The following is a 23708-nucleotide window of genomic DNA, read 5'->3' as shown; positions in this document are numbered from 1 at the left end:
AAACATCGCCAAAATACTTATTAATCTGACTTTGTCAAACTAAAACTTCAAGTATTAAGTGATATTTTTACTGATTTGGAGGAGTTTCTGAAGGTTCTGATGTTTCTATTTTATCTTGTTCAGCAATAAAATTATTGTCATCCTCAAGTGCTTTTTTATTCCATTTGTTTTTGATATGACCTGTTCCAGCAGGAACCAATCTACCCACAATAACATTCTCTTTTAGGCCATTTAATGGGTCTACTTTACCTTTAATAGCTGCATCTGTTAAAACTCTAGTAGTTTCTTGGAATGAAGCAGCTGAAATAAACGACTCAGTTTGTAACGAAGCTTTGGTTATACCCATCAATACACGCTCACCAACAGCAGGTGTCTTACCTTCAGCTTCTAACTTTTCATTTACAATATCAAATTTTATTCTATCAATAACTTCACCTGGTAAATAACTAGAATCACCAGACACTTTTACTTCAACTTTTTTAAGCATTTGTCTTAGTATAGTCTCGATGTGTTTGTCATTAATAATTACACCTTGCAATCTATAAACTTCTTGTACTTGGTTTACAAAATATTCAGTTAATTCTTTAATTCCCAATACTCTTAAAATATCATGTGGCAAAGGTTGTCCATCAAGCAAATATTCACCCTTTTGTATTTTTTCACCTGGATTGAAATTAATGTGTTTTCCCTTTGGAATTAAATAATTTGAAGGTTCGGCTCCATCTTCCGGAACGATAGAAACTCTTTGTTTTCCTCTAACCTCTTTACCAAATACAACTTGCCCATCATTTTCAGCAATAATCGCACTATCTTTTGCTTTTCTTGCTTCAAATAATTCAGCGACTCTTGGAAGACCACCAGTGATATCTTTTGTCTTAGTGGTTTCTTTAGGCAATCTAGCTATAACGTCTCCAGCAAAAACTTTTTGACCATCTTTAATTGAAAGAATTGAGTCTGGTACCAAATAATATCTAGCTTCATTATCATCAGCTTTTTTAATAACATTTCCTTTGTCATCTCTAAGAGTAATTCTTGGTTTTAAATCAGTGCTTTTTGATTGAGCTCTCCAATCAATAACTGATTTTGAAGATATACCAGTTGCATCATCTGTAGTTTCTTGAATTGAAACACCATCTATTAAATCAACAAAACTTGCTGTACCACTTTTTTCAGCGATTACAGGAGTGGTATATGGATCCCATTCACAAATTTTTGTATTAGCTTTAATTTTATCACCATTATTAAAAAATAATTTTGATCCGTAAGCAACTTTATAAACAGCTACCTGAACACCATTATCATCTTCAATAGAAAGTTGAGTATTTCTACCCATAACAATTAAGTTTTTCTTAGAATCTTCTAAAATATTAGAGTTTAAAATTTTAAGTGTACCTTCGTTTTTGGTTACAATTTGAGAATCTTGTTTAACTGATGCTGTTCCACCAACGTGGAAAGTTCTCATAGTCAACTGAGTACCTGGTTCACCAATTGATTGAGCAGAAATCATTCCAATTGCCTCTCCAACATGCACCATTTTACCTCTAGATAAATCTCTTCCATAACAAGTTGAACAAACACCTTCTTTTGAACTACATGTCATTACTGAATAAACTTTAAGTGATTTTACACCAGCAGCATCGATCAAATCGCAACTTGCTTCATCAATCATTTTTGATTTTTTAATTACAACTTCACCAGTAAGTGGGTTTTTTACATCAGCTGCAGTAACTCTTCCTAAAGCTCTTTCAGATAAGCTGACTACGACATTTCCACCTTCTAAAATTTCTGAAAGTTCGATAAATCCTGGATCATCACATTGAACTTTAGTAATTGTTAAATCTTGAGCAACATCACAAAGTCTTCTAGTTAAATAACCTGAACTTGCAGTTTTAAGGGCTGTGTCTGCAAGACCTTTTCTAGCACCGTGTGTAGAGTTAAAATACTCTAATGCTGTTAAACCCTCTTTAAAATTAGAAATAATTGGGCTTTCGATAATTTCACCTGAAGGTTTTGCAATCAAACCCCTCATACCAGCTAGCTGTTTCATTTGTGCTGCAGATCCTCTAGCACCACTATCAGCCATCATATAAACTGAATTAATTTTCAAGCCTTCTGGAGTTTTTTCAGTAGCAGAAATACCCTTCATCATTTCACCAGCAACTTTATCTGTACATTTTGACCAAGCATCTACGACTTTGTTGTACTTTTCACCTCTTGTAATTAATCCTTCAGAATATTGATTTTCATAATCTGCTATTAATCCTTTTGTGTCTTCAATTAATTGAGTTTTGCTTTCTGGAATTACAAGATCGTCTTTTCCAAATGAAATTCCAGCTTTAAAAGCATGTTTAAATCCTAAATCTTTTAATTTATCACAGAATATAACAGTTGTTTTTTGTCCACAAAATCTAAACACTACATCTATAATTTCAGAAACAGTTTTCTTAGGTAGCAATCTATCAACTAAAGAAAATTTAATATTGCTATTTTTTGGAAGTAAATTTGCTAATAAAAATCTGCCAGCTGTTGATGTATATTTTTCATATTTCTTGTTTCCATTATCATCAACTGTTTCAATTCTTGATATGATTGTACTGTGAACTTTAATTTGGTCTGAAGCTAAAGCAAATTCAATAGCATCAACATCGACAAAATATCCAGAAGATTTATCTGTCATAGGTTCTTGAGAAAGGTAATAAATACCCAAAATCATATCCTGACTTGGTACAATAATCGGCTTACCATTAGATGGAGATAAAATATTGTTTGTAGAAAGCATTAATATTCTAGCTTCTAATTGAGCTTCCAAACTTAATGGAACGTGAACAGCCATTTGATCACCATCAAAGTCAGCATTAAAAGCTGCACAAGTTAAAGGATGCAATTCAATTGCATCACCTTCTATAAGTTTAGGTTCAAACGCTTGTACACCCAATCTGTGAAGTGTTGGTGCTCTGTTTAAAATTACCGGATGTTCTCTAACAATTAGTTCTAAAGCATCCCAAACAGCATTTGTTTCTTTTTCAACTAATTTTTTTGCTTGTTTGATTGTAGATGCTAATCCAAGCTTATTTAATCGTGCGTATAAAAATGGTTTAAAAAGTTCTAAAGCCATTTTTTTTGGCAAACCACACTCATGAAGTTTTAGGTCTGGGCCAACAACAATTACAGATCTTCCTGAGTAGTCTACCCTTTTTCCAAGTAAGTTCTGTCTAAATCTACCTTGTTTACCTTTTAGCATTTCAGCTAAAGATTTAAGTGGTCTTTTTCCAGTACCAGTTATTACTCTGCCTCTTCTACCATTATCAAATAATGCATCCACTGACTCTTGAAGCATTCTTTTTTCATTTCTAACAATGATATCAGGAGCTTTTAGATCCATTAATCTTTTTAATCTATTATTTCTGTTAATAACTCTTCTATAAAGATCATTTAAGTCTGATGTAGCAAATCTTCCACCATCTAAAGGCACTAAAGGCCTTAGTTCAGGTGGAATTACTGGTACAACCGTTAAAATCATCCATTCAGGTTTCTGTCCTGTTTCAATAAACGATTCAACTAATTTTAATCTTTTGATTGCTCTTTCTTCATTAACTTTTGATTTTGTTTCTTTAATAAAGCTAATAAGATTTTTTCTTTCTAATTCTAAATCTAAATTTTTTAGCATTTCAAGTACAGCTTCAGCACCAATGCCTGCCTCAAATGATTCTTCACCAAACTCATCTTGGTATTTGGCTAATTCTTCTTCATTAAGAAGTTGATTTTTTTGTAATCCAGTTAAACCAGGTTCAATTACTATAAAGTTTTCAAAATAAAGAACTCTTTCGATTTCTTTAAGTTTCATATCAACTGCTAAAGCAATTCTGCTTGGTAATGATTTTAAAAACCAAATATGAGCAACAGGTGTTGCTAAGTTAATGTGACCCATCCGTTCTCTTCGAACATTAGATTTTGTAACTTCAACACCACATTTTTCACAGATAATTCCTCTAAATTTCATTCGTTTGTATTTTCCACACAAACATTCGTAGTCTTTAATTGGGCCAAAAATTCTAGCACAAAATAGACCATCTTTTTCAGGTCTAAAGGTTCTGTAATTTATTGTTTCTGGTTTTTTTATTTCGCCAAAAGTCCATGATTTAATTTTTTCAGGACTGGCTAATGTTATCTTGATGCTATTAAAATTTTGAGCTTCAGAAATCTCAGTGTTTTTAAATAAATCTGTTAGTTCTTTTTTCATTTTTAATTAAGCTCCACATTTAGTGCTAATGATTTAATTTCTTTAACCAGAACGTTAAATGACTCAGGTATACCTGACTCAAAATTTTCCTCGCCTTTAACAATAGTTTCATAAACCTTAACTCTTCCAGCAACGTCGTCTGATTTAACAGTTAAAATTTCTTGAAGTGTATATGATGCACCATAAGCTTCTAATGCCCAAACTTCCATTTCACCAAATCTTTGGCCACCCAATTGAGCCTTACCACCCAAAGGTTGCTGTGTAACTAAACTGTAAGGTCCTGTTGATCTAGCATGAATTTTGTCTTCAACTAAATGATGGAGTTTAAGCATATAAATTATTCCAACTGTTACAGGTCTATCAAATTTTTCACCTGTTCTTCCATCCCATAAATATGTTTGCCCCGATCCTGGTAATTTAGCAAGCTCCAACATTTCTGTAACATTTTTTTCTTTTGCACCATCAAATACTGGTGTTGAAATAGCTATTCCGTCTTGTAAAGTTTCAACTAAATCTTTGAACTCAGGTTTGCTTAATTTTTCAACTTTATTATCAAAAGTTTCTTCACCATAAACAGATTTTAAAAATTTTGAGATTTTTTCAGTTTTTTCAATCTTTTTATGATTCTCATTAACCAATCTTTTAACCTCTTCACCAAATTCTTTACAAGCCCATCCCAAGTGAGTTTCTAAAATTTGACCAACGTTCATACGACTTGGTACACCAAGTGGATTTAAAACAATATCAACAGGTCTTCCATCTTCTCTATAGGGCATGTCTTCAACAGGAACAATTTTACTTACAACACCTTTGTTACCGTGTCTTCCAGACATCTTATCTCCAGGTCTTAGTCTTCTCTTAATTGCAACAAAAACTTTAACCATCTTCATAACGCTAGGAAGTAAATCGTCACCACTTCTAATTTTTAAAACTTTATCTTCAAATCTTTCAGTAATATCTTGTTTTGCTTTATTATATTGATCTTTAAGTTGTGCTAAAGTTGCTTCATCATTAACATTGCCAACTGTAATTTTAAAAACATCATTGATAGGTAAATTATCTATTGATTCGAAATCTAATTTAGTACCTTCAGATAAATCTTTTACTTTTTTAGTTAAAGAAGATCCTGATAAAAATTGTGATGCTCTTTGTTTAATGCTTCTCTCTAAAATCTCTTCTTCAACAATTTTGTCTTGTTGAACTTCTTCAATTTCTGCTCTTTCAATCGTAATTGATCTTTCATCTTTTTCAATACCGTGTCTATTGAATACTCTTACATCAACAACAGTCCCACTACTTCCTCTAGACATTCTTAAAGATGTATCTGTTACATCTATAGCTTTTTCTCCAAATATTGATCTTAATAATTTTTCTTCAGGTCCTGAAGCAGAGTCACCCTTAGGAGTTACTTTTCCAACCAAAATATCACCTGCATTAACTTCAGCACCAATATAAACAACCCCAGATTCATCGAGGTTTTTTAATGCTTCTTCATTAACATTTGGAATATCTCTAGTTATATCTTCTTCACCTAATTTTGTATCTCTTGCCATAATTTCATATTCGACAATATGAACAGAAGTAAACACGTCGTCAGTTACACATCTTTCAGAAATCAAAATTGAATCCTCAAAATTATAACCTTGCCATGGCATAAAGGCTACAGTTACGTTTTTACCTAAAGCTAATTCACCTAATTTAGTAGAAGGACCATCCGCTATAATATCTCCAGATTTAACCTTGTCACCAACTCTAACCAAAGGTTTTTGGTTAATGCACGTATTTTGATTTGATCTTTTAAATTTCTGTAAATTGTAAATATCAACACCTGATTTTGTAAAGTCAGTTTCTTCAGTAGCTTTAATTACAATTCTTTTACCATCAATTTTATCCACTGTTCCATCTCGCTTAGCAACAATAGTAACACCTGAGTCTAAAGCAACATCGCTTTCAATACCCGTTCCAACCAAAGGTGACTCGGGTTTTAATAATGGAACTGCTTGTCTCATCATGTTAGATCCCATTAAAGCTCTGTTAGCGTCATCATTTTCTAAAAAAGGTATTAACGAAGCAGCAACTGATACAAGTTGTTTAGGTGATACATCAATGTAATCAATAGTTTCAGGTTTAGCTAAAAGAAAATTTAAATTTTGTCTGCAAGAAACTAATTCTTCAATTATTTTTCCATTTTTATCTAATTTAGTATTTGCCTGTGCAATAGTAAATTTTGTTTCCTCCATAGCAGATAAATACTCAACATTGTTTTGAACAACACCATCTTTTACCTTTTTATATGGACTTTCAATAAAGCCATATTTGTTAATTTTTGCATAAGTTGATAAGCTGTTTATTAATCCAATGTTTGGACCTTCTGGTGTTTCAATCGGACAAATTCTTCCGTAGTGAGTTGGGTGAACATCACGCACTTCAAAACCAGCTCTTTCTCTTGTTAACCCACCAGGTCCTAAAGCTGAAACCCTTCTTTTATGTGTAATCTCTGATAATGGATTGGTTTGATCCATAAATTGTGAAAGTTGAGAACTTGCAAAAAAATCTTTTAAAGAAACTGTTAAAGGTTTAGCATTAATTAAATCCTGAGGCATTGCTGACTCAACATCTAAAGTTGTCATTTTTTCTTTTATCGCTCTTTCCATTCTGTAGACACCGATACGTGCTTGATTTTCAACTAACTCACCAACAGAACGTACTCTTCTATTGCCAAGATGGTCAATATCATCGACTTCATCTTTTCCGTCTCTTAAATCTAACATCTTATGAACGATTGCTATGATATCGTCATTTCTCAAAATTGTAATTTTATCTGAACAATCCTGTTCTAGCCTTGAGTTCATTTTAACTCTTCCAACGTCAGAAAGATCATATCTGTCGGAACTAAAAAATAGATTATTAAAAATTTGAGTAGCTATTTCAATTGTTGGTGGCTCACCAGGTCTAAGCATTTTATAGATTTCAGTAATAGCCTCATCTTTAGTATTATTCTTATCATTTAAAATTGTTGTTAATAAATAAGGTCCTTTATTAATTGAGCTAGTTACAGATATTTGTAACGAATGGATGTTTGCATCTAGTATTTGTTGAATCACAGCATCATTTAACTCTGTTCCGATTGAAAAAGTGCCCTCTTCTTCATCGTTAACTTTAACGTTTCTATGTAGAAATTTCCCATACAAAGACTCTCTTGTTACCAAAATATCTTTAAGTCCATCGTTAGCTAATTTTTTTGCATTAAGGAAGTTAATTTTATCACCTAACTTAATTACTACTTCACCAGTTTTGACATCAGTAACTTCTTCTGAAAAATTTTTTGCTTTATAATTTTCTGGATTAAATTTTGTTTTCCATTTTTCGGTCTTAGGATCAAAGTTAAATTGTTCACTTTCATAAAATTCGTCAACGATTTCAGCTTTAGTAAAACCTAATGCTAATAACAAAGTTGAAGCAAAAATTTTCTTCTTTCTATCAATTTTAAAATATAAAAAATCTTTAACATCATATTCAAAATCTAACCAAGAACCTCTGTTAGGAATAACTCTTGCATTAAACAATAGTTTTCCACTTGCGTGAGTTTTGCCTTTGTCATGGTCAAAAAATACACCAGGACTTCTGTGCATTTGATTAACTACAACTCTTTGAACACCATTGGTAATAAAAGTACCACTGTTAGTCATCATGGGAACTTCACCCATATAAACCTCTTGTTCTTTTGCAGACAAGATGTCTTTAGTATTATTTTCCTGATCAATTTCATAAACAACAAGTCTTAAAGTGCACTTAAGAGCAGATGAATAAGTTAAACCTCTAGTAATACATTCTTCAACATCGAACTTAGGTTTGTCCAATCTGTACGAGACATATTCTAATGTTGCTTTGTCATTTAAATCTTCAATTGGAAATATACTTTTAAAAACTCTGTCAAAACCTTTTGTAAGTTCTGTTTCAGCATAAAATTCAGTTAATTCTTTGTAAGAATTTTTCTGTACTTCAATTAGGTTAGGAATAGATAAACTTTCTTTTAGTTTACCAAAACTTTTTCTTATGTTTTTCTTTTCAGTAAAAGATAATTGCATTTATGTTTAATAATACTGATTAAAAATAATCAGTATTCGAATTCTTTCTTGTTAATTTATTTAAGTTCTACTTTTGCGCCTGCAGCTTCAAGCTTAGCTTTGATCTCTTCAGCTTCTTTTTTATTTACACCAGACTTAACTTCTTTTGGAGCTCCTTCTACAAGATCTTTAGCTTCTTTTAAACCTAATGAAGTTGCTGCTCTAACTTCTTTAATAACATTAATTTTCTTTTCACCAGCTGATACAAGCATAATTGTAAAATCGTCTTTATCTTCTGCTGGAGCTGCACCTGCTGCTGCTGGAGCCGCTGCTGCCATAGGAGTTACACCCCATTTTTCTTCTAATTGTTTTGAAAGTTCAGCTGCCTCAGCAACAGTCAAACTTGAAAGGTCTTCGATGATTTTATTTAGGTCAGGCATAATTTACTCTTTGGGTTGTGTTTCAGAATTTTCTGCCGACAAATTACTCATTTTTTCTGAGTATGCAAGCAAAATACTCACTAATTTTGATGCTGGAGCATTTAAAATACCTACAATATTTGCTCTTGCTTCATCTAATGTTGGTAAACTAGCTACATTTTGGACACCGGCCTGGTCTAAGACCTCATTATCCATAATTCCACCAATTAATTTTAAGTTTTCGTTGTCTTTAGCAAATTTAGATAGAATTCTTGCAGACATTATCGCATCTTCACCAAAAGCGACTGCTGTTGGCCCTGTAAATAAATCTGATAGATCTTTACACTTGGTTTTTTCTAGCGCTAGTTTGGTTATTCTATTCTTAGTTATTTTAAAGATTATTCCATGCTCTCTCATTTGAGCTCTTAACTCATCTAATTGGGTCATTGTTAAACCTTGATAATGTGTAACCATTACAGCTTTACTATTTTCAAACTGTGTAGTCATTTCTGTAATATAATTTTTTTTCTGTTCTTTCGTTAACATGACTATATCGACTTCCCTAGTTTAACTTTGTATGAAACGCCCATTGATGACGTAACAAATGTGTTTTTAATTAAATCACCTTTTAAAGTGTTGTTTGATTTTTCTTTTTCTAATGCATCTAAAATTGCATGAAAGTTTTTTAATAATTGGTCATCATGAAATGATTTTTTTCCAATGCTCACACCTATATTTCCATCTTTATCATTTCTAATTTCAACTTGACCAGATTTAGCATTAGTTACTGCTTCTTTAATATTTTCTGATACCGAACCAAGTTTTGGATTTGGCATTAATCCTTTGGGACCTAAAACTTTACCTAATCTAGAAAGTTTAATCATCATACCAGGTGTACATATTAATTTTTCAAAATTTAATTCACCACCTTTAATTTTTTCAACAAACTCATCACTACCAACAATGTCAGCTCCAGCATCTTTAGCTTCTTGAGCTTTATTATCTTCACAAACAACAGCAACTTTAACGTTTTTTCCGGTACCACCAGGTAAGTTAACAACAGTTCTGATATTAACTTCACTTTTCTTTTGTTTGTTATTTATTTGAAAACTTAAATCTAAAGACTCATCAAATTTGGTTGTACAATTTTTCTTAACTTCAGGTAATAATTTTTCAATCACCTCAGCGTTTAAATCTTTAGTTTTTTCAGGTAGTTTTTTATATCTTTTGGATGGCATTACTCTTTTACCTCTATACCCATTGATCTTGCTGAACCTGCTATGATTTTTACTGCCTCTTCTAAATCATGAGCATTTAAATCTTGCATTTTTTGAGTGGCAATATCTTCTAATTGTTTTTTTGATATTGATGCAACAATATTTCTTCCGGGTTCTTTTGAACCACTTTTACGTTTAACTGCTTCTTTAATAAAGAACGATGCTGGTGGAGATTTAATTTTAAAATCAAATTTTTTATCTTTGTAAACTGTAATTTCTACTGGAACAGGTTTTCCAGCCATCGATTTAGTTTTGTCATTAAAAGCTTTACAAAATTCCATGATGTTAACACCACGTTGTCCTAAAGCTGGTCCTACAGGAGGAGCTGGGTTAGCTTGACCGCCTTTAATTTGTAACTTTATAAATCCACTAATTTCTTTTGCCATTAACTTGCTTTCTCAACTTGGTTATATTCTAAATCTACTGGTGTTGGACGTCCAAATATAGAAACTGAGACCTTAAGTCTAGACTTTTCTTCATCTATATCTTCCACCATTCCACTGAACGATGCAAAAGGACCATCAACTACCTGAACTTTTTCACCAATGCTGTACTCTATACCAGATTTTGGCTGAGCCACACCATCTTTTATTTGACCTAAAATCTTTTCAATTTCTTTGTCTGAAACTGGTACTGGAATTCCTTTAGATCCTAAAAAACCGCTTACTCTCTTTAAGTTTTTAATCATATGATAAATATCGTTGTCCATCTCGCACTTGACAAGCACATAACCAGGAAAATATTTCTTCTTTCTCTGAATTCTTTTTCCTCTTTTAACCTCTGTTACATCATGTGTTGGAACAATAATTTCCTCAAATTTGTCAGAAATTTTTGCTTTTTCAGCTTCTTCTCTGATTAAACCAGAAACTTTATTCTCAAAGTTAGAGTGTGATTGAACTATGAACCAATTTTTCATTAAATACTTACCTTAAGTAATAATTCTAAGAAAAACTTTAAAACTTGATCCAGAAGTAAAAAAAATAAAGACATCACAACTGCCATCGCAAACACCATTAAAGCACCTTGTAAAGTCTCTTTCCATGTGGGCCATGAAACTTTAAACGCCTCTTGTTTTACATCCTGAATAAATTTAATTGGGTTTTTCATAATTTTTAGCTCTAATTGGCAGGAGCGGAGGGACTCGAACCCTCAGCCTCCGGTTTTGGAGACCGGCGCTCTACCAATTGAGCTACACTCCTATTTATAGAGTTACTCTATAATTTTAGTTACTACTCCTGCTCCAACAGTTCTTCCACCTTCTCTGATAGCAAAGTTTAATTGTTCTGACATTGCAATCGGTGTAATCAACTTAACAGTAAATTTAGCATCATCGCCTGGCATAACCATTTCAGTACCTGCTGGTAATTCTACTTCTCCTGTTACGTCTGTTGTTCTAAAATAAAACTGCGGTCTGTATTTAGTAAAGAAAGGAGTATGTCTTCCACCTTCATCTTTTTTAAGTACATATGCTTGAGCTTCAAATTTAGTGTGTGGAGTAATTGAACCAGGCTTACAAAGAACTTGACCTCTTTCGATGTCAGATCTTTCAATCCCTCTCAATAAAATTCCTACGTTATCACCAGCTTCACCTGAGTTTAAAAGTTTTCTAAACATTTCAACTCCAGTACAAACTGATTTTTTAGTTTCTTTAATACCTACGATTTCAACTTCTTCACCCGTTTTAATTACACCTGACTCAATTCTACCAGTTGCAACTGTTCCTCTTCCTGAAATTGAAAAAACGTCCTCAACAGGCATCAAGAAAGGTTTATCAACTTCTCTAGCTGGTTGTGGAATATGTTCATCAACAGCTTTCATTAATTCTAAAATTGAATTTTTTCCAATTTCATCATCTCTTTTTTCTACTGCTGCTAAAGCTGAACCTTTAACGATTGGAGTTTTATCTCCAGGGTATTTGTAAGAAGTTAAAAGCTCTCTAATTTCTTCTTCTACAAGTTCGATCATATCTTTGTCATCAACTTGGTCTACTTTATTTAAGTAAACAACAATTGCTGGAATTCCAACTTGTCTTCCTAAAAGAATGTGTTCTCTAGTTTGTGGCATTGGACCATCAGCAGCGTTAACTACTAAGATAGCGCCATCCATTTGTGCAGCACCAGTGATCATGTTTTTTACATAGTCAGCGTGGCCTGGACAGTCAACGTGAGCGTAATGTCTTTTTTCAGTTTCATACTCAACGTGAGCTGTTGAAATTGTAATTCCTCTTTCTTTTTCTTCAGGAGCTTTATCGATTTGATCGTAAGCTACTGCTGCTGCTCCACCTGCCTCTGCTAATGTAATTGTGATAGCTGCAGTAAGAGTTGTTTTACCATGGTCGACATGACCAATAGTCCCAATGTTACAGTGGGGTTTACTTCTAACAAATTTTTCTTTTGACATTACTTTTTTACCTCAGTTTTTGTTTTCATTAATAATTTTTTTTCTTGGAGCGGGTAAAGGGAATCGAACCCTTACATCCAGCTTGGAAGGCTAGCGTTCTACCATTGAACTACACCCGCACGACCCCAAGAGTAACACTCCACGTTACTTAAAAATTTATTGAGTGGTGGAGGGGGAAAGATTCGAACTTTCGAAGACCGAAGTCAACGGGTTTACAGCCCGCCCCATTTGACCGCTCTGGAACCCCTCCTCTGGGGAAGTGTCCCCTGTTCAATAAAGCTTCAAACAACAAGCGTTTTATATATTTTATTTATTCAAATGCAACACGTGATTTAATAAGAAAATATCCAAAAAAACGTGTAAAACTCATTAAAATTTATGAATAAATCATCTTTTTTTATAGCTGGCCAACATGCTGTTATCGAAGCTCTTAGAAATCCTGAACGGAAGGTTTTAAGAGTGTTTTTAACTGAAGATGCTAAGAAAAATATACACAGGAAAAATCCAAAAAAAAATGTTTTAGAAGACGTTAAAGTTTATTTTAAATCTAAAAAAGAATTAGACAAATATACATCTAAAGAACATTTAATGCATGGTGGCTATGTTGCAGAAATTGAACATTTAGATCAACCTGATTTAAAAGAATACATTAAAGAAAAAAAAGATTGTACTTTTGTTTGTTTGGATGAAGTAACTGACCCAAGAAATATTGGTTCATTAATTAGAAGTGCTGCATCATTTAAAATAGATGGTTTAATTATTAAAGAAAGACAATTTCCAAAAGATAGTAAGCTTATGTACAAATCTGCAAGTGGTTGTATGGAGCATTTAAATATTTTTCAAGTATCTAACATCAACTCAACTCTTAAGAATTTAAGAGAAAGAAACTTTTGGGTCTATGGTTTTGATGCAAAAGGTGAAAAAAATTTTACAGAAGTAAAATGGGAAGGAAAAAATGTTCTTCTTTTTGGATCAGAGGGTTTTGGTATGCGAGAGCACACAGGTAAATATGCAGATTTTTTTGTTAAAATTGATATGAATAAAGAGATTGAAAGTCTCAATATATCAAATAGTGCAGCAATAGTTTTTCATCACTTAAGTTTTTTAAAAAAAAAGAGTTGATTAATTAATAAATAGTTAATAGTTATGGCCTATGCCCTTGTAGCTCAGCTGGTAGAGCAATTGATTTGTAATCAATAGGTCCGCGGTTCGAACTCCGTGCGGGGGCACCATCAATATGCATTTTAGCTAGTTATAAATCTTTGTAAGTGATCTATAAGTTCTTTTTGTTCTTTGATCATAATTTTTAGAACATCACCAATTGAAATAATTCCAACAACTTTTTTATTTTCTAATATTGGTAGATGTCTTATCCTATGTTCGGTCATTAATTCCATACACTGATCAATTTTGAAATCACTAGTAACGGTAATTAATTCTTTAGTCATAACCTCGTCTAATAATGTATCTTTGCTATTCTTACCTTTTAAAATAACCTTTCTTGCATAATCTCTTTCTGAAAAAATACCTATTGGAAAATCATTATTATCTACAACAATGATTGCACCTATATTCTTTTCTGACATTAAAATAAGTGCCTGCATTACACTTTGGTCTTTTGAAATAGTCCAAATTTTTCTATTTTTATTTAGTTTTAAAAAATTTTCTAATCTTGTCATTTTTTTATTATTAATAAAACCCTATCACTGTGTTCAAAGTGTGTATAGATTTGAAATAGTTTTCAATTAACGTTGGTACTATTTATCTTTTTAAATTTAGACTTTTGATTAATTATTAATAGACCCACAGTTCGTATCTGTGCAGTAACACCAATTATCTAATTTTTTACAGGATAAATTTTATCAATTTTAAATGATGGCTTGCTATCAAAAATAAATTCATGATCAAATTTACTTGATAGAGGCATAAACCTCATTGTCATTGCGCGTCTAGAATTTGGAGAATTATTTTCTTTTGATCCATGAACCATATAAACATCATGTAATGATATTTGTCCTCTTTTAAGTAATAAGTTAACTGACTTAGAAATATCATACTCATTTTTGTTAAGCTCTTGATGCAATGTTAAATTTTCTTTGTTATTTCTAGAATGATCTTTAAGTTTTTTATCTTTATGTGATCCTTTGATAAATCTCAGACATCCATTTTCTTCAGTTGCATCATCAATCGCTAACCACACAGTGCATGTCACAAGAGGATTTATTGGCCAATATTGACCATCTTGATGCCAAGGAGTTTCAAAGCCATTATGAGCAGGTTTTGCAAAAAAACTTGAGTTCCATAAAGCAAACTTACTGCCTAGTAATTGCTTAACAAAGTCTAATATTTCATCATTCAAACAATATTTTAAAAAACTTTCATCTTTTAAAAGAACAGCTGGACAATAATTTTTATACTCTGGAAATTTATTAATTAGTTGATTGTGCTTCTCTTCTATCTCTAAAAGATCATTATCAGACATTTTAAAATCAGGAATTACAAAGCCATCTTCTTGATATTGTTTGATTTGTTCTTTTGTTAACACTTTAAATTAAGTTGTTTCTCTTCTTAGTTGTTCAATTTTTATTTTTTTTTGCAAACTTCTATTTTTGTCATAGAGAAGGTTAAATTTAATCTTATTGTTGGTCTTTACTATAATTGATTTAGCATTTCTAACCTCAAGATTATCAGCAACAGCACTGATGGGTCTTTTAGATGGATTTAAATTTGTGATTACAATCTTTAATTTATCATTAACTATTTTACCCTTCCATCTTCTTGGTCTAAATGGGCTTATTGGAGCAATTGATAATTTTTTTGAATTTAGACTAAGTATAGGTCCATGCACTGATAAATTATAGGCTGTACTACCCGCAGGTGTTGAAACAAGAACACCATCCGAGACTAGTTTTTTTATAATTTGTTTGGATCCATGTTTAATCAATAATGAAGCAGCTTGTCTACTTTGTCTTAAAATTGACACTTCATTTATAGCTAAAGATTTTTTTATTTGATTATTCTTATTTTTAACAATCATTTCTAACGGCGAAATAGAAATCATATTTGCTTTTTTTAAATTTTTAATAATATTTTCTGAAGAAAATTTGTTCATCAAGAAACCATAATTTCCCGAGTTAATTCCATAGAATTGCTTATTTAAGTTTTTATTTTTTTTTAAAGTCTCAAGCATAAAACCGTCACCACCAATAACAATTACAAGATTGTTTTGTTTTAATTGATGACTATCTATTTTTTTTACTAATAACTTTTTAATGCTTAAGGATTTTTTATTCTTATCAGAAATTATCTGAAGCTTACTCATTTAGTGGTGCCCTCGGCCAGACTCGAACTGGCACTCCGCAAGCGGCAAGGATTTTAAGTCCTTTGTGTCTACCAATTTCACCACGAGGGCATTAATGAATTTCATGAGTGTTTATGCTAATATTTATAATTGAACAAGAGGAATAAGTAAAATTTTTTTATTTTATCTCTCTGTGTACGAGGCTTGTACGAGACATCCTACATTATGTAGGATATTTTAAATTCCGAGGATTCCATTTCCATCCATTGAGCTTTTCGAGCTCCTTAATCTTTTTTTCATCTAATTTTGCATATTTCTTTTTTCTGCCTGAAGCTACATCCTTTTTATCTTGCCTTGTGTTTACCACCCAATTCCCTAAAGCTATTTTGTTTGGATCAATATATCTTTTAGGTGGTGATGCATGACCAAATTTTTTTAAATATTTCAATAATGCTTCAAAATTTTGATTCCAAATTTCATCAAGAACATCATTTGTCCAACCTTTTAATTTTTGCAATTTAGAGTGACGATTTATTATTTTTGGGTTTTTACTTCCTAAATTTATACTTCTTCTTTGATTATGAACCCATTCACCTAATTTAAAACCATCTTTAGACTCATAAGAAATTTTAACCATGGAGTCTCCAAATTCACTTATATAATCATTAAGTTTTTCAAAATTTTTTTCCCAAATTTCAGTTCTTACTGCCCACATCCAGCCTTTGATGTTGTTTAAAGTTTTTTCTTTTGTTTTATCAAGTTTATTCTTTTTGTATTTAGCTCTTATATTACTAACCCAAATACCTAATTTAAATTTATCTTTAGTCTCATATGAATGAGGAACAATACAGTGATTAAATTCATTAATATATTTTTCTATTTCCACTATTCCCTGATCAAATTTTCGATTTTCATTTTCCTCTCTAGCTGTTGAAGTCCATGACCATCCAGGTAAAGATTCTAAAATATCTTTTTTTTCTTTACTTAAAGTTTTTTTAGCTCTTCTTTTGCCTCTAACCCATTCACCTAATTTAAATTCCTCTTCAGTAACAAATGTGCTTGAAATATTTGCATCACCTGTCACTTTAACGTGTTTTTTTAACTCACTTAAACCTTTGTCCCAAGCTTCAGCCTGGTTGCTCCATATCCAGCCAGGCAATTGTTCTAATAGTTTTTTTTTATCTTTATCGAATTTTTTATTATTTCTGTGCCTTTGACGATTATAAACCCATTGACCAAGTTTAAATCCAGCTTCGTTAACATATTTCTTTACAACAACCGCTGTCCCAAATTTTTCAACATAATCTTTTAGATGATTAAATCCCTCATCCCATCTGTCACCTTCTACATCCCATGACCAGCCAGCTAGTTTTTCTAATCTTTTAACTCTGTTCTTGTATTCATTTGTTCGATTAAATGCTGTATCCATCTTATGTCTATCACGCAATGCAGAAACCCACTTCCCTAAAGCTATTCCATTTTTATTTTTATAATCTTTATGTAATTTACTGTTTCCAAACTCTTCAATATAATCTTTTAAATAAACAAACATTTCTTCAAAGTTATCTGCCCTTACATCCCATGACCATTTAGGAAGAGCTTGGAGTAAATCAATTTTTTTCTTATCAAGTCTTTTACGTGTATCTTTATCTCTTTGTGACGATACCCATTGTCCTAATTTATGTTTTTCATCAGTTATGTAATCAGCACTTACACGTGACGTATTGAATTTTTTTACATAACTAAGAAGCAAACCATACCAAAAAAACCAAGACTGAGTTGATTTCTCAATTATTCTAGTTTTGAAAGCTTTGAAAAATTTTTCATCTACAGTTCGAGGAATATCTAATATTATCTCTGGAGGTAAAACCGGTCCATCTGGAGATTGTTTTTTTTTACCTAGGTTAGTTCGAATTTTATCTAGCTCATCTACTAAATTGCTATCATGTGATTTAAGAGCATTTATCACCCACCAAATCTTTTTGTAACTACTAGTCTCAAGAATTTTATCTGGATCATCATTCTTATTTAAAAATACAGGTAATACGATAGTTCCTATTTTTTTATTTTTACTTAATCTTATAGCTCGACCAATTGCTTGAATAATATCGATTTGACTATTTTTAGGGTCAATGAATGCAATCCCATCTAAAGCAGGAACATCAACTCCTTCAGATAAACATCGAGCATTAGCAAGTATTCTTGTTTCATTTTTTCTAACATTTTTTAGTTGGTCAAGTTTTTTTTTTCTTTCAAAAGTTGGCATTGTTCCACTCACAAAATCAGAAGAAAGTTTTATTTTTTTTATGTAGTTATCAGTAAGTTTTGTTTTTATTTGTGTTAGATGATTTGAAAATTTTTCTGCTCTTTTTACTCTAGAGTGAAATGAGATTACATTTTTAAGTTTATAATCTCTAACAGATTTTAAAAAAGAAATTATAGTTGCTAATCTTTCTGCGTCAGTAAAAGTTTCAGTAGCCTTAAATTTAACTAATTCCCTGTTAGTAATTATTTTTTCTACCTCAGGATCTTCAACCCCGATTATTACAATTTGATATGGAGATAATAATGGTGGATTGTGATTAATTGCTTCAGCAAAGGTCAGTGAATGAAAAACCTTTCCAAAGATTTTTTCATCATCCATACCATGAACTACAATCCCTCTTTCTGCAGCAATTTTTTTGATATTGCTCTCATATGTTCTTGGAGTAGCAGTTAAAAATAATCGATTTTTTGCTCTTATTTTTTTATCATTTAATACTATAGTAAAATAATTAGAGTCATGCTCTGCACTTGCACACCTGTGAGCTTCATCTGCTATTAATAGATCAAAATTTTTAACTTTTTGGTTTTTTTGAATTTGTTGAATTAAATGTGATGACTGGTAAGTACAAAATAATACTTTATCCCCCTTCTTATTAATAAATTTACCAATCTTTTTTGGATCGTTTTCAACAGGAAAAGAGACATCTATTAATTCCTCAATTAAGTGATCGTCATTTTTACCTACAGAAATGTCTGAACACACACAAAGGATATCAATTTTTTTATTAGTCGCGTAAGCCCAATCCCAGGTTGTTTGAGACAAAAGGTTTAATGATGGTACTAATACTAATGTAAGCTTAGATTTTATTTTTTCTTTAATCCACATGCTTGTGAAGGTCTTGCCTGTTCCACAAGCCATAAGTAGCTGACCTCTTTGATCTTTTTTAAAACCATTTGCTACATCATTAATAGCTTTCGATTGATACTTGTATGGTTTTGGTTTTTTTTTAAAAGTTGATTTATGTAAATCTTTAAAAGAATTTGGAAATTTAATTAAACTTTTTTCAAAATCGTTTTTTAGAAATAAAGTTACTGATTTTTCTTGAGATTTAAGAACATCTTTGGCATTTTTTCCAATTTTATCAGTAGTACTAATTAACAATCTTTTTTTAATTAGTTTTCGCCCAGACTCACTTAAAAACGTATCAATATCTGGTTTTGATATATAATAATCTTCATTGTAACATTTAGCTTGTACAGCCCACAATTCTCCAGAATTATGTCTAAATACTAAATCTATACCTTTATCTCTTCCCCATCGTTGAGGAAATTCATCCCATAACCAAATCTTTTTTATTTGAGTTTTCCATTGTGAGTCATTTTTCAAAAACCATTTAACAAATTTCTCAAACTCCTTACCATCATTGTCTTTCCCAATTATTGAGCTAATAAAGTTTGAAAAATTATTATTAATATTGAAGGTCATATAACTAATTTATTATATAATATTTATCACTCTATGTACGAGGCGTGTACGAGAATTTCATAATTAAATTAGTCTGATTTTCTAATCTAAATTGAAAGCTAATTTAAAGTTATGAGATTTTATGGGATGTTTTAGACTAGCTTGGACTACTATGGACTGACTTTAACTTCTATCCCTCGGCTTTTAAGTCCTTTGTGTCTACCAATTTCACCACGAGGGCATTAATGAATTTCATCTTTATATCCACAATTATTTATAACTCAACTATATTAAATTGTATTGATAATCTCTAGCTTCAATTACTTCCTTGGGAAGATTTAACTCAACATCTTCTAATCTAATCACTTGATCTTTATTGATATTTTTCTTCAAAATCGCATTGTCTGTAAGTCCTAATGGCAAAATTTTTTCATCTTTAGATTTTTGTGAAGTAATTAATTTACCTCTTGCGCAAAAACCTCCTTCTCCATCAAGTTTATCACCTATTTTTAAATCCTTTTTTGCATAACTTGCAACATCAGCATTATATTTTTTTGTAAAGCCCGTTGCTCGATTATCGAGCGCTATTGAATAAATTGATTGAGCAAGCTCCAACCCAATATAGTGATATGGTCTCCAAATTGCAGAATAATTTCCTGAAGAATCTGTTACCATTCCGTAGTCTTTAAAACAATTTTTTACATATTCATTTTTAGCTTTTATAACTATGTAAACACCCCACCTTAAATCATTGGGTATATCATTTTTATTTAAATCAATACTGGATATAACCTCAACTTGACCATCAAATTCTATTAACCCACCTTCTTGTTTAGGAATCAATTTTTTTGCAATGTCATAAACTCCAATAGGTGGAAAAGTTAATCCGTTACTTGGACATTTTAAATTTGCAGCATTACTTACAGCACACATTTCAATTGCAGATTTATCACCACATAAAAAACTATTAAACATTTTAGGATTCATTCCAGATTCTTTTTCAGCACGTTCTTTCGTAAGGCCATAGTGGCCCCAAACAGTATCGGGAGTAGAGTACTCAAATGTAGGATGATATTTAGTACCTTTACCAGCACAAACAACGGAGAAACCATTTAATCTTGCCCACTCAATTTGTTCTACAATTAATGATGGCTGATCCCCATAAGCCATTGAACAGATAACTTCATTTTCTTTTGCAATATCAGACAAATATTTTCCACAAGTGATATCTGCCTCAACATTTACTAGAATAACATGCTTTTTATTTTTAATAATCTTAACCGCATGAACAGTTCCAACAATTGGGTTGCCAGTTGCTTCAATAAAAATTTCAATATTTCTTTCTAATATTTCATCAAGAGATTTTGAAAAATTAATTTCACTTATTGTTGTTTCGTCTAGTCCACTATTGCTACAGTTTCTTTTTGCTTGTTCTATATTTAAATCTACAATGCTATCAATTTGAATTTTATCTAAATGATTATATTGTGCCAAAAACATGCTGACAAACTTACCGCATCCAATGAATGCAATTCTTATTGGCTCTTTTCTATTTTCTAATTTAGTGTGTAAAAACATATCTTTATCTGGGTATTAATCCTTGAGTAAGGTATTTTTTATCCAAACCACAATCTTTGTACCCTCTTTTAACAACATTTAGATATCTTTCCGTAGGAAATCTAAAAGGTGTTTTTTTAACCATCATATACGTCATCACTTTTTTTCCATAATAGGTAAAATAAAACTTTCTATATAAACTTGGATAATCCTCATAAACATCTAGTTTTTTTTCATCACTTTTTGATATGTCAAACAATCCACCAGGGACAATTGAATTTTTTTTAGGTTCAATATCTGCTGCTCTATATTTACTTCTAAAGGTTAATTTAAAATCTTTAAGATTTATCTTTTTTAAATAAACACTATCTTTACATCTTCTTTTCATTTGAAAATGATGAAGGTTACTTCCGTAAGCAAAATAAAGCATTAACGATCTACTACTTCAATGTTTTTGTCATTAATAAATTTTAAAATTTGTGATTTAGTATTATCAATCTTGGATTGATCCTCTGATCTAATCACTATTGAAACTCCTAACTTTCCAGCTTGAAAAAAAGGATAGCTTCCAATTTCAACATCTTGATTATCATTTTGAACTTTAGTTAAAGAGTCAGCAATTTCACTTTCAACAGTTCTGAGGCTTATAGTTAAACTTAAAATAGGAGCACCTCCTACAATTGTGTTTGTTAATCCGCCAATCATAGATTTTAAAATTGATGGAACACCCGGTAAACAAAATACATTTTCAACACTAAAACCTGGGGCTCCACTTGTGGGATTTAAAATTAAATTTGCATTTTCTGGCATCCAAACCATCTTTTGTCTGCCTTCGTTAAATTCACCTGGTTTATAATAGGCCTCTAAAATTTTATATGCCTCTTTATGTATCTCATATTTTAGTCCAAATGCTTTTGAAACAGATTCTGCAGTAATATCATCGTGAGTTGGACCAATACCACCTGTTGTAAAAACATAATCGTAAGTTGTCTTTAATAAATTAAGTGTATCGATTATTGTCTTTTCAATGTCCGGGATAACCCTAACCTCTCCCACTTTAACCCCAATTGAATTTAGCCAAGTTGCTAAGGTTGAAGTGTTCGTATCTTGAGTTCGGCCAGATAAAATTTCATTACCTATAATTAATATTGCGGCATTAACTTTTGTGTTTTTCATCATTTTAAATGTATAATTTAGAAATGGAATTTACCAAGTCTTTAATAAAAGGCAAATTAATCAAACGTTACAAACGTTTTTTTGCTGATGTTCAATTAACAAAAGAAGTAGTTACCGCACATTGTCCTAATACAGGATCGATGAAAGGTCTGTTAGATGAGGGGAATGATGTCTATGTTCTTCCAAATAATGATCCTAAAAGAAAACTTAAATACGGACTTGAAATTATTAAAACAAGAAAAAACCTAGTTGGTGTTAACACTCACATGGCTAATAGAATAGCTCAACACGCTTTAGAAAATAATCTTATTAAAGAACTTAAAAATTGTGATCTAATTAAACCAGAGGTATTCTTCAATAAAGAGACTAGATTTGATTTTTTAATTGAAAAAAATAAACAAAAGAGCTTTGTAGAGGTTAAAAATGTTACTCTTTTTAGAAATAAAGACACAGCTGAGTTTCCAGATGCTGTGACAGCACGTGGCACCAAACACCTACTCACTCTTATTGATGCCATAAAAAAAGGTTATAAAAGTTACTTATTATTTTTAGTTCAAATCCAAAACATGAAAAAGTTTAAGATAGCTAAAGATGTAGATGCTGAATATTATAAGAATTATCTAATTGCTAGAAAAGCAGGAGTTAACTTTTTAGCCTATAGATGTGATATAAGTTCTAAAAAAATTTTTATAGATAAAAAACTGAAGATTATTGATGAGTGATTATAAAGAAAAATTTGAAAAAATGAGAGTAGCCGGAAAGTTGGCATCTCAAACTTTAGATATGCTGACAGACAATATCAAGGAAGGTGTATCAACAGATCATATTGATAAATTAGGTTACGAGTTTATTAGAGATAACGGTGGATACTCTGCTCCACTTTATTATAGGGGTTTTACAAAATCTTTATGTACATCTTTAAATCATGTTGTCTGCCATGGTATTCCATCAGATAGAATTTTAAGAGATGGTGATGCAATCAACGTAGATGTTACGGCTATTGTTGATGAACATTATGGAGATACTAGTAGAATGTTTTCAATCGGTAATACCTCTGTTAAATTAAATAATCTTATAGATACAACTTATGAGTCTATGATGAGAGCAATTAAGATTTTAAAACCTGGGATTAAATTGGGAGATATAGGATATGAAATTCAATCATTCGTTGAAGATAAAGGTTTTTCAGTTGTAAGAGATTTTTGTGGTCATGGCATAAGTACTACGTTTCATGAACCCCCTAACATCTTGCATTATGGGAGTAAAAATTCAGGTATGGATTTAAGACCTGGAATGACTTTTACAATTGAGCCTATGATTAATACCGGTAAATATGATGTTAAAATGTTAAATGATGGTTGGACTGCTGTTACTAAAGATAAATCTTTATCAGCACAATTTGAACATACATTAGGAATTACTGAAAATGGTTATGAAATCTTTACTAAATCTATTAAATACGATATTTAGTTTTCTTTTAATCATATAGCATGAAAATTATTAAATTTATACTTAGTCTAATTTTAAATATTAAAAATAAT

At 31.3% G+C, this 23708-nt stretch carries 19 protein-coding genes and 5 tRNA genes; 4 read left to right on the top strand and 20 right to left on the bottom strand.

Features of this window, described 5'->3' with window-relative positions; genetic code table 11:
• Window positions 1-67: 67 nt before the first annotated feature.
• The 12 genes from rpoC to ACIJYA_RS02625 all read right to left on the bottom strand — a co-directional run bounded on the left by rpoC (window position 68) and on the right by ACIJYA_RS02625 (window position 12653).
• A complete protein-coding gene (gene rpoC, locus ACIJYA_RS02680) occupies window positions 68-4240 on the bottom strand; it encodes a DNA-directed RNA polymerase subunit beta' (RefSeq protein WP_435088955.1) in 4173 nt (1390 codons plus the stop codon).
• A gap of 2 nt (window positions 4241-4242) precedes the next feature.
• A complete protein-coding gene (gene rpoB, locus ACIJYA_RS02675; protein WP_435088954.1) occupies window positions 4243-8328 on the bottom strand; it encodes a DNA-directed RNA polymerase subunit beta in 4086 nt (1361 codons plus the stop codon).
• Between the two features lie 56 nt (window positions 8329-8384).
• The gene (gene rplL, locus ACIJYA_RS02670) at window positions 8385-8747 is read right to left on the bottom strand and encodes a 50S ribosomal protein L7/L12 (RefSeq protein WP_435088952.1); all 363 of its coding nucleotides are present in this window, start codon (window positions 8745-8747) and stop codon (window positions 8385-8387) included.
• A gap of 3 nt (window positions 8748-8750) precedes the next feature.
• A complete protein-coding gene (gene rplJ, locus ACIJYA_RS02665) occupies window positions 8751-9272 on the bottom strand; it encodes a 50S ribosomal protein L10 (protein WP_435088951.1) in 522 nt (173 codons plus the stop codon).
• Window positions 9273-9274: 2 nt separating this feature from the next.
• Window positions 9275-9964, bottom strand: coding sequence for a 50S ribosomal protein L1 (gene rplA, locus ACIJYA_RS02660; protein WP_435088950.1), 690 nt, complete (start codon window positions 9962-9964; stop codon window positions 9275-9277).
• The gene (gene rplK / locus ACIJYA_RS02655; protein ID WP_435088949.1) at window positions 9964-10389 is read right to left on the bottom strand and encodes a 50S ribosomal protein L11; all 426 of its coding nucleotides are present in this window, start codon (window positions 10387-10389) and stop codon (window positions 9964-9966) included. Before rplK ends, rplA begins: the two co-directional genes overlap by 1 nt.
• Window positions 10389-10919, bottom strand: a complete 531-nt coding sequence (gene nusG / locus ACIJYA_RS02650; RefSeq protein ID WP_435088948.1) for a transcription termination/antitermination protein NusG — start codon at window positions 10917-10919, stop codon at window positions 10389-10391. The genes rplK and nusG overlap by 1 nt, the downstream gene beginning before the upstream one ends.
• Window positions 10919-11110 (bottom strand): preprotein translocase subunit SecE, encoded by a 192-nt coding sequence (secE, locus tag ACIJYA_RS02645; RefSeq protein WP_435088946.1) that lies wholly within the window; start codon window positions 11108-11110, stop codon window positions 10919-10921. The genes nusG and secE overlap by 1 nt, the downstream gene beginning before the upstream one ends.
• Window positions 11111-11126: 16 nt before the next feature.
• Window positions 11127-11202, bottom strand: a tRNA-Trp gene (locus ACIJYA_RS02640).
• 10 nt (window positions 11203-11212) lie between these two features.
• Window positions 11213-12403, bottom strand: a complete 1191-nt coding sequence (gene tuf, locus ACIJYA_RS02635) for an elongation factor Tu (RefSeq protein WP_435088944.1) — start codon at window positions 12401-12403, stop codon at window positions 11213-11215.
• Window positions 12404-12448: 45 nt separating this feature from the next.
• Window positions 12449-12522, bottom strand: a tRNA-Gly gene (locus ACIJYA_RS02630).
• A 45-nt stretch (window positions 12523-12567) separates the two neighbouring features.
• Window positions 12568-12653, bottom strand: a tRNA-Tyr gene (locus ACIJYA_RS02625).
• 128 nt (window positions 12654-12781) lie between these two features.
• Between ACIJYA_RS02625 and rlmB the strand changes: the two genes are divergently transcribed.
• The gene (gene rlmB / locus ACIJYA_RS02620) at window positions 12782-13525 is read left to right on the top strand and encodes a 23S rRNA (guanosine(2251)-2'-O)-methyltransferase RlmB (protein ID WP_435088942.1); all 744 of its coding nucleotides are present in this window, start codon (window positions 12782-12784) and stop codon (window positions 13523-13525) included.
• A gap of 33 nt (window positions 13526-13558) precedes the next feature.
• Window positions 13559-13635, top strand: a tRNA-Thr gene (locus ACIJYA_RS02615).
• 12 nt (window positions 13636-13647) lie between these two features.
• On the opposite strand, the gene ACIJYA_RS02610 is transcribed toward ACIJYA_RS02615, so the two are convergent.
• The 8 genes from ACIJYA_RS02610 to ACIJYA_RS02575 form a co-directional block, all read right to left on the bottom strand.
• Window positions 13648-14082 (bottom strand): CBS domain-containing protein, encoded by a 435-nt coding sequence (locus ACIJYA_RS02610; RefSeq protein ID WP_435088940.1) that lies wholly within the window; start codon window positions 14080-14082, stop codon window positions 13648-13650.
• 158 nt (window positions 14083-14240) lie between these two features.
• Window positions 14241-14948 carry a phytanoyl-CoA dioxygenase family protein gene (locus ACIJYA_RS02605; protein ID WP_435088938.1) on the bottom strand — a complete coding sequence of 236 codons (708 nt, stop codon included), beginning with the start codon at window positions 14946-14948 and terminating at the stop codon, window positions 14241-14243.
• Between the two features lie 6 nt (window positions 14949-14954).
• Window positions 14955-15725, bottom strand: coding sequence for an NAD kinase (locus ACIJYA_RS02600; protein ID WP_435088935.1), 771 nt, complete (start codon window positions 15723-15725; stop codon window positions 14955-14957).
• 4 nt (window positions 15726-15729) lie between these two features.
• A tRNA-Leu gene (locus tag ACIJYA_RS02595) sits at window positions 15730-15815 on the bottom strand.
• A gap of 112 nt (window positions 15816-15927) precedes the next feature.
• Complete coding sequence (locus tag ACIJYA_RS02590) at window positions 15928-19455, bottom strand: Helicase associated domain protein (protein ID WP_435088932.1); 3528 nt, start codon at window positions 19453-19455, stop codon at window positions 15928-15930.
• 264 nt (window positions 19456-19719) lie between these two features.
• Window positions 19720-21012 (bottom strand): NAD(P)H-dependent oxidoreductase, encoded by a 1293-nt coding sequence (locus ACIJYA_RS02585; RefSeq protein WP_435088931.1) that lies wholly within the window; start codon window positions 21010-21012, stop codon window positions 19720-19722.
• 4 nt (window positions 21013-21016) lie between these two features.
• Window positions 21017-21421: a gamma-glutamylcyclotransferase family protein gene (locus ACIJYA_RS02580; RefSeq protein WP_435088930.1), complete on the bottom strand. Its 405-nt coding sequence runs from the start codon at window positions 21419-21421 to the stop codon at window positions 21017-21019.
• Entirely contained in the window at window positions 21421-22170 is a 750-nt protein-coding gene (locus ACIJYA_RS02575; RefSeq protein ID WP_435088929.1) for a competence/damage-inducible protein A, read from the bottom strand. Before ACIJYA_RS02575 ends, ACIJYA_RS02580 begins: the two co-directional genes overlap by 1 nt.
• 20 nt (window positions 22171-22190) lie before the next feature.
• Here ACIJYA_RS02575 and sfsA point away from each other — a divergent pair, with 20 nt between their 5' ends.
• Window positions 22191-22889 carry a DNA/RNA nuclease SfsA gene (sfsA, locus tag ACIJYA_RS02570; protein WP_435089251.1) on the top strand — a complete coding sequence of 233 codons (699 nt, stop codon included), beginning with the start codon at window positions 22191-22193 and terminating at the stop codon, window positions 22887-22889.
• The gene (map, locus tag ACIJYA_RS02565; RefSeq protein WP_435088928.1) at window positions 22882-23637 is read left to right on the top strand and encodes a type I methionyl aminopeptidase; all 756 of its coding nucleotides are present in this window, start codon (window positions 22882-22884) and stop codon (window positions 23635-23637) included. Before sfsA ends, map begins: the two co-directional genes overlap by 8 nt.
• Window positions 23638-23708 lie beyond the last annotated feature (71 nt).

This window comes from Candidatus Pelagibacter bacterium nBUS_29, assembly GCF_051200905.1.
GTDB lineage: Bacteria > Pseudomonadota > Alphaproteobacteria > Pelagibacterales > Pelagibacteraceae > Pelagibacter.
Note: the sequence above shows the minus strand (reverse complement) of the source record. Positions and strands in the feature narration are given on the sequence as shown.

What these genes read in the sequence shown, in the direction of transcription:
- rpoC (WP_435088955.1), bottom strand. Translation starts at nt 4,240, where the DNA reads ATGAAAAAAGAACTAACAGATTTATTTAAAAACACTGAGATTTCTGAA.
- rpoB (WP_435088954.1), bottom strand. Translation starts at nt 8,328, where the DNA reads ATGCAATTATCTTTTACTGAAAAGAAAAACATAAGAAAAAGTTTTGGT.
- rplL (WP_435088952.1), bottom strand. Translation starts at nt 8,747, where the DNA reads ATGCCTGACCTAAATAAAATCATCGAAGACCTTTCAAGTTTGACTGTT.
- rplJ (WP_435088951.1), bottom strand. Translation starts at nt 9,272, where the DNA reads ATGTTAACGAAAGAACAGAAAAAAAATTATATTACAGAAATGACTACA.
- rplA (WP_435088950.1), bottom strand. Translation starts at nt 9,964, where the DNA reads ATGCCATCCAAAAGATATAAAAAACTACCTGAAAAAACTAAAGATTTA.
- rplK (WP_435088949.1), bottom strand. Translation starts at nt 10,389, where the DNA reads ATGGCAAAAGAAATTAGTGGATTTATAAAGTTACAAATTAAAGGCGGT.
- nusG (WP_435088948.1), bottom strand. Translation starts at nt 10,919, where the DNA reads ATGAAAAATTGGTTCATAGTTCAATCACACTCTAACTTTGAGAATAAA.
- secE (WP_435088946.1), bottom strand. Translation starts at nt 11,110, where the DNA reads ATGAAAAACCCAATTAAATTTATTCAGGATGTAAAACAAGAGGCGTTT.
- tuf (WP_435088944.1), bottom strand. Translation starts at nt 12,403, where the DNA reads ATGTCAAAAGAAAAATTTGTTAGAAGTAAACCCCACTGTAACATTGGG.
- rlmB (WP_435088942.1), top strand. Translation starts at nt 12,782, where the DNA reads ATGAATAAATCATCTTTTTTTATAGCTGGCCAACATGCTGTTATCGAA.
- ACIJYA_RS02610 (WP_435088940.1), bottom strand. Translation starts at nt 14,082, where the DNA reads ATGACAAGATTAGAAAATTTTTTAAAACTAAATAAAAATAGAAAAATT.
- ACIJYA_RS02600 (WP_435088935.1), bottom strand. Translation starts at nt 15,725, where the DNA reads ATGAGTAAGCTTCAGATAATTTCTGATAAGAATAAAAAATCCTTAAGC.
- ACIJYA_RS02590 (WP_435088932.1), bottom strand. Translation starts at nt 19,455, where the DNA reads ATGACCTTCAATATTAATAATAATTTTTCAAACTTTATTAGCTCAATA.
- ACIJYA_RS02585 (WP_435088931.1), bottom strand. Translation starts at nt 21,012, where the DNA reads ATGTTTTTACACACTAAATTAGAAAATAGAAAAGAGCCAATAAGAATT.
- ACIJYA_RS02580 (WP_435088930.1), bottom strand. Translation starts at nt 21,421, where the DNA reads ATGCTTTATTTTGCTTACGGAAGTAACCTTCATCATTTTCAAATGAAA.
- ACIJYA_RS02575 (WP_435088929.1), bottom strand. Translation starts at nt 22,170, where the DNA reads ATGATGAAAAACACAAAAGTTAATGCCGCAATATTAATTATAGGTAAT.
- sfsA (WP_435089251.1), top strand. Translation starts at nt 22,191, where the DNA reads ATGGAATTTACCAAGTCTTTAATAAAAGGCAAATTAATCAAACGTTAC.
- map (WP_435088928.1), top strand. Translation starts at nt 22,882, where the DNA reads ATGAGTGATTATAAAGAAAAATTTGAAAAAATGAGAGTAGCCGGAAAG.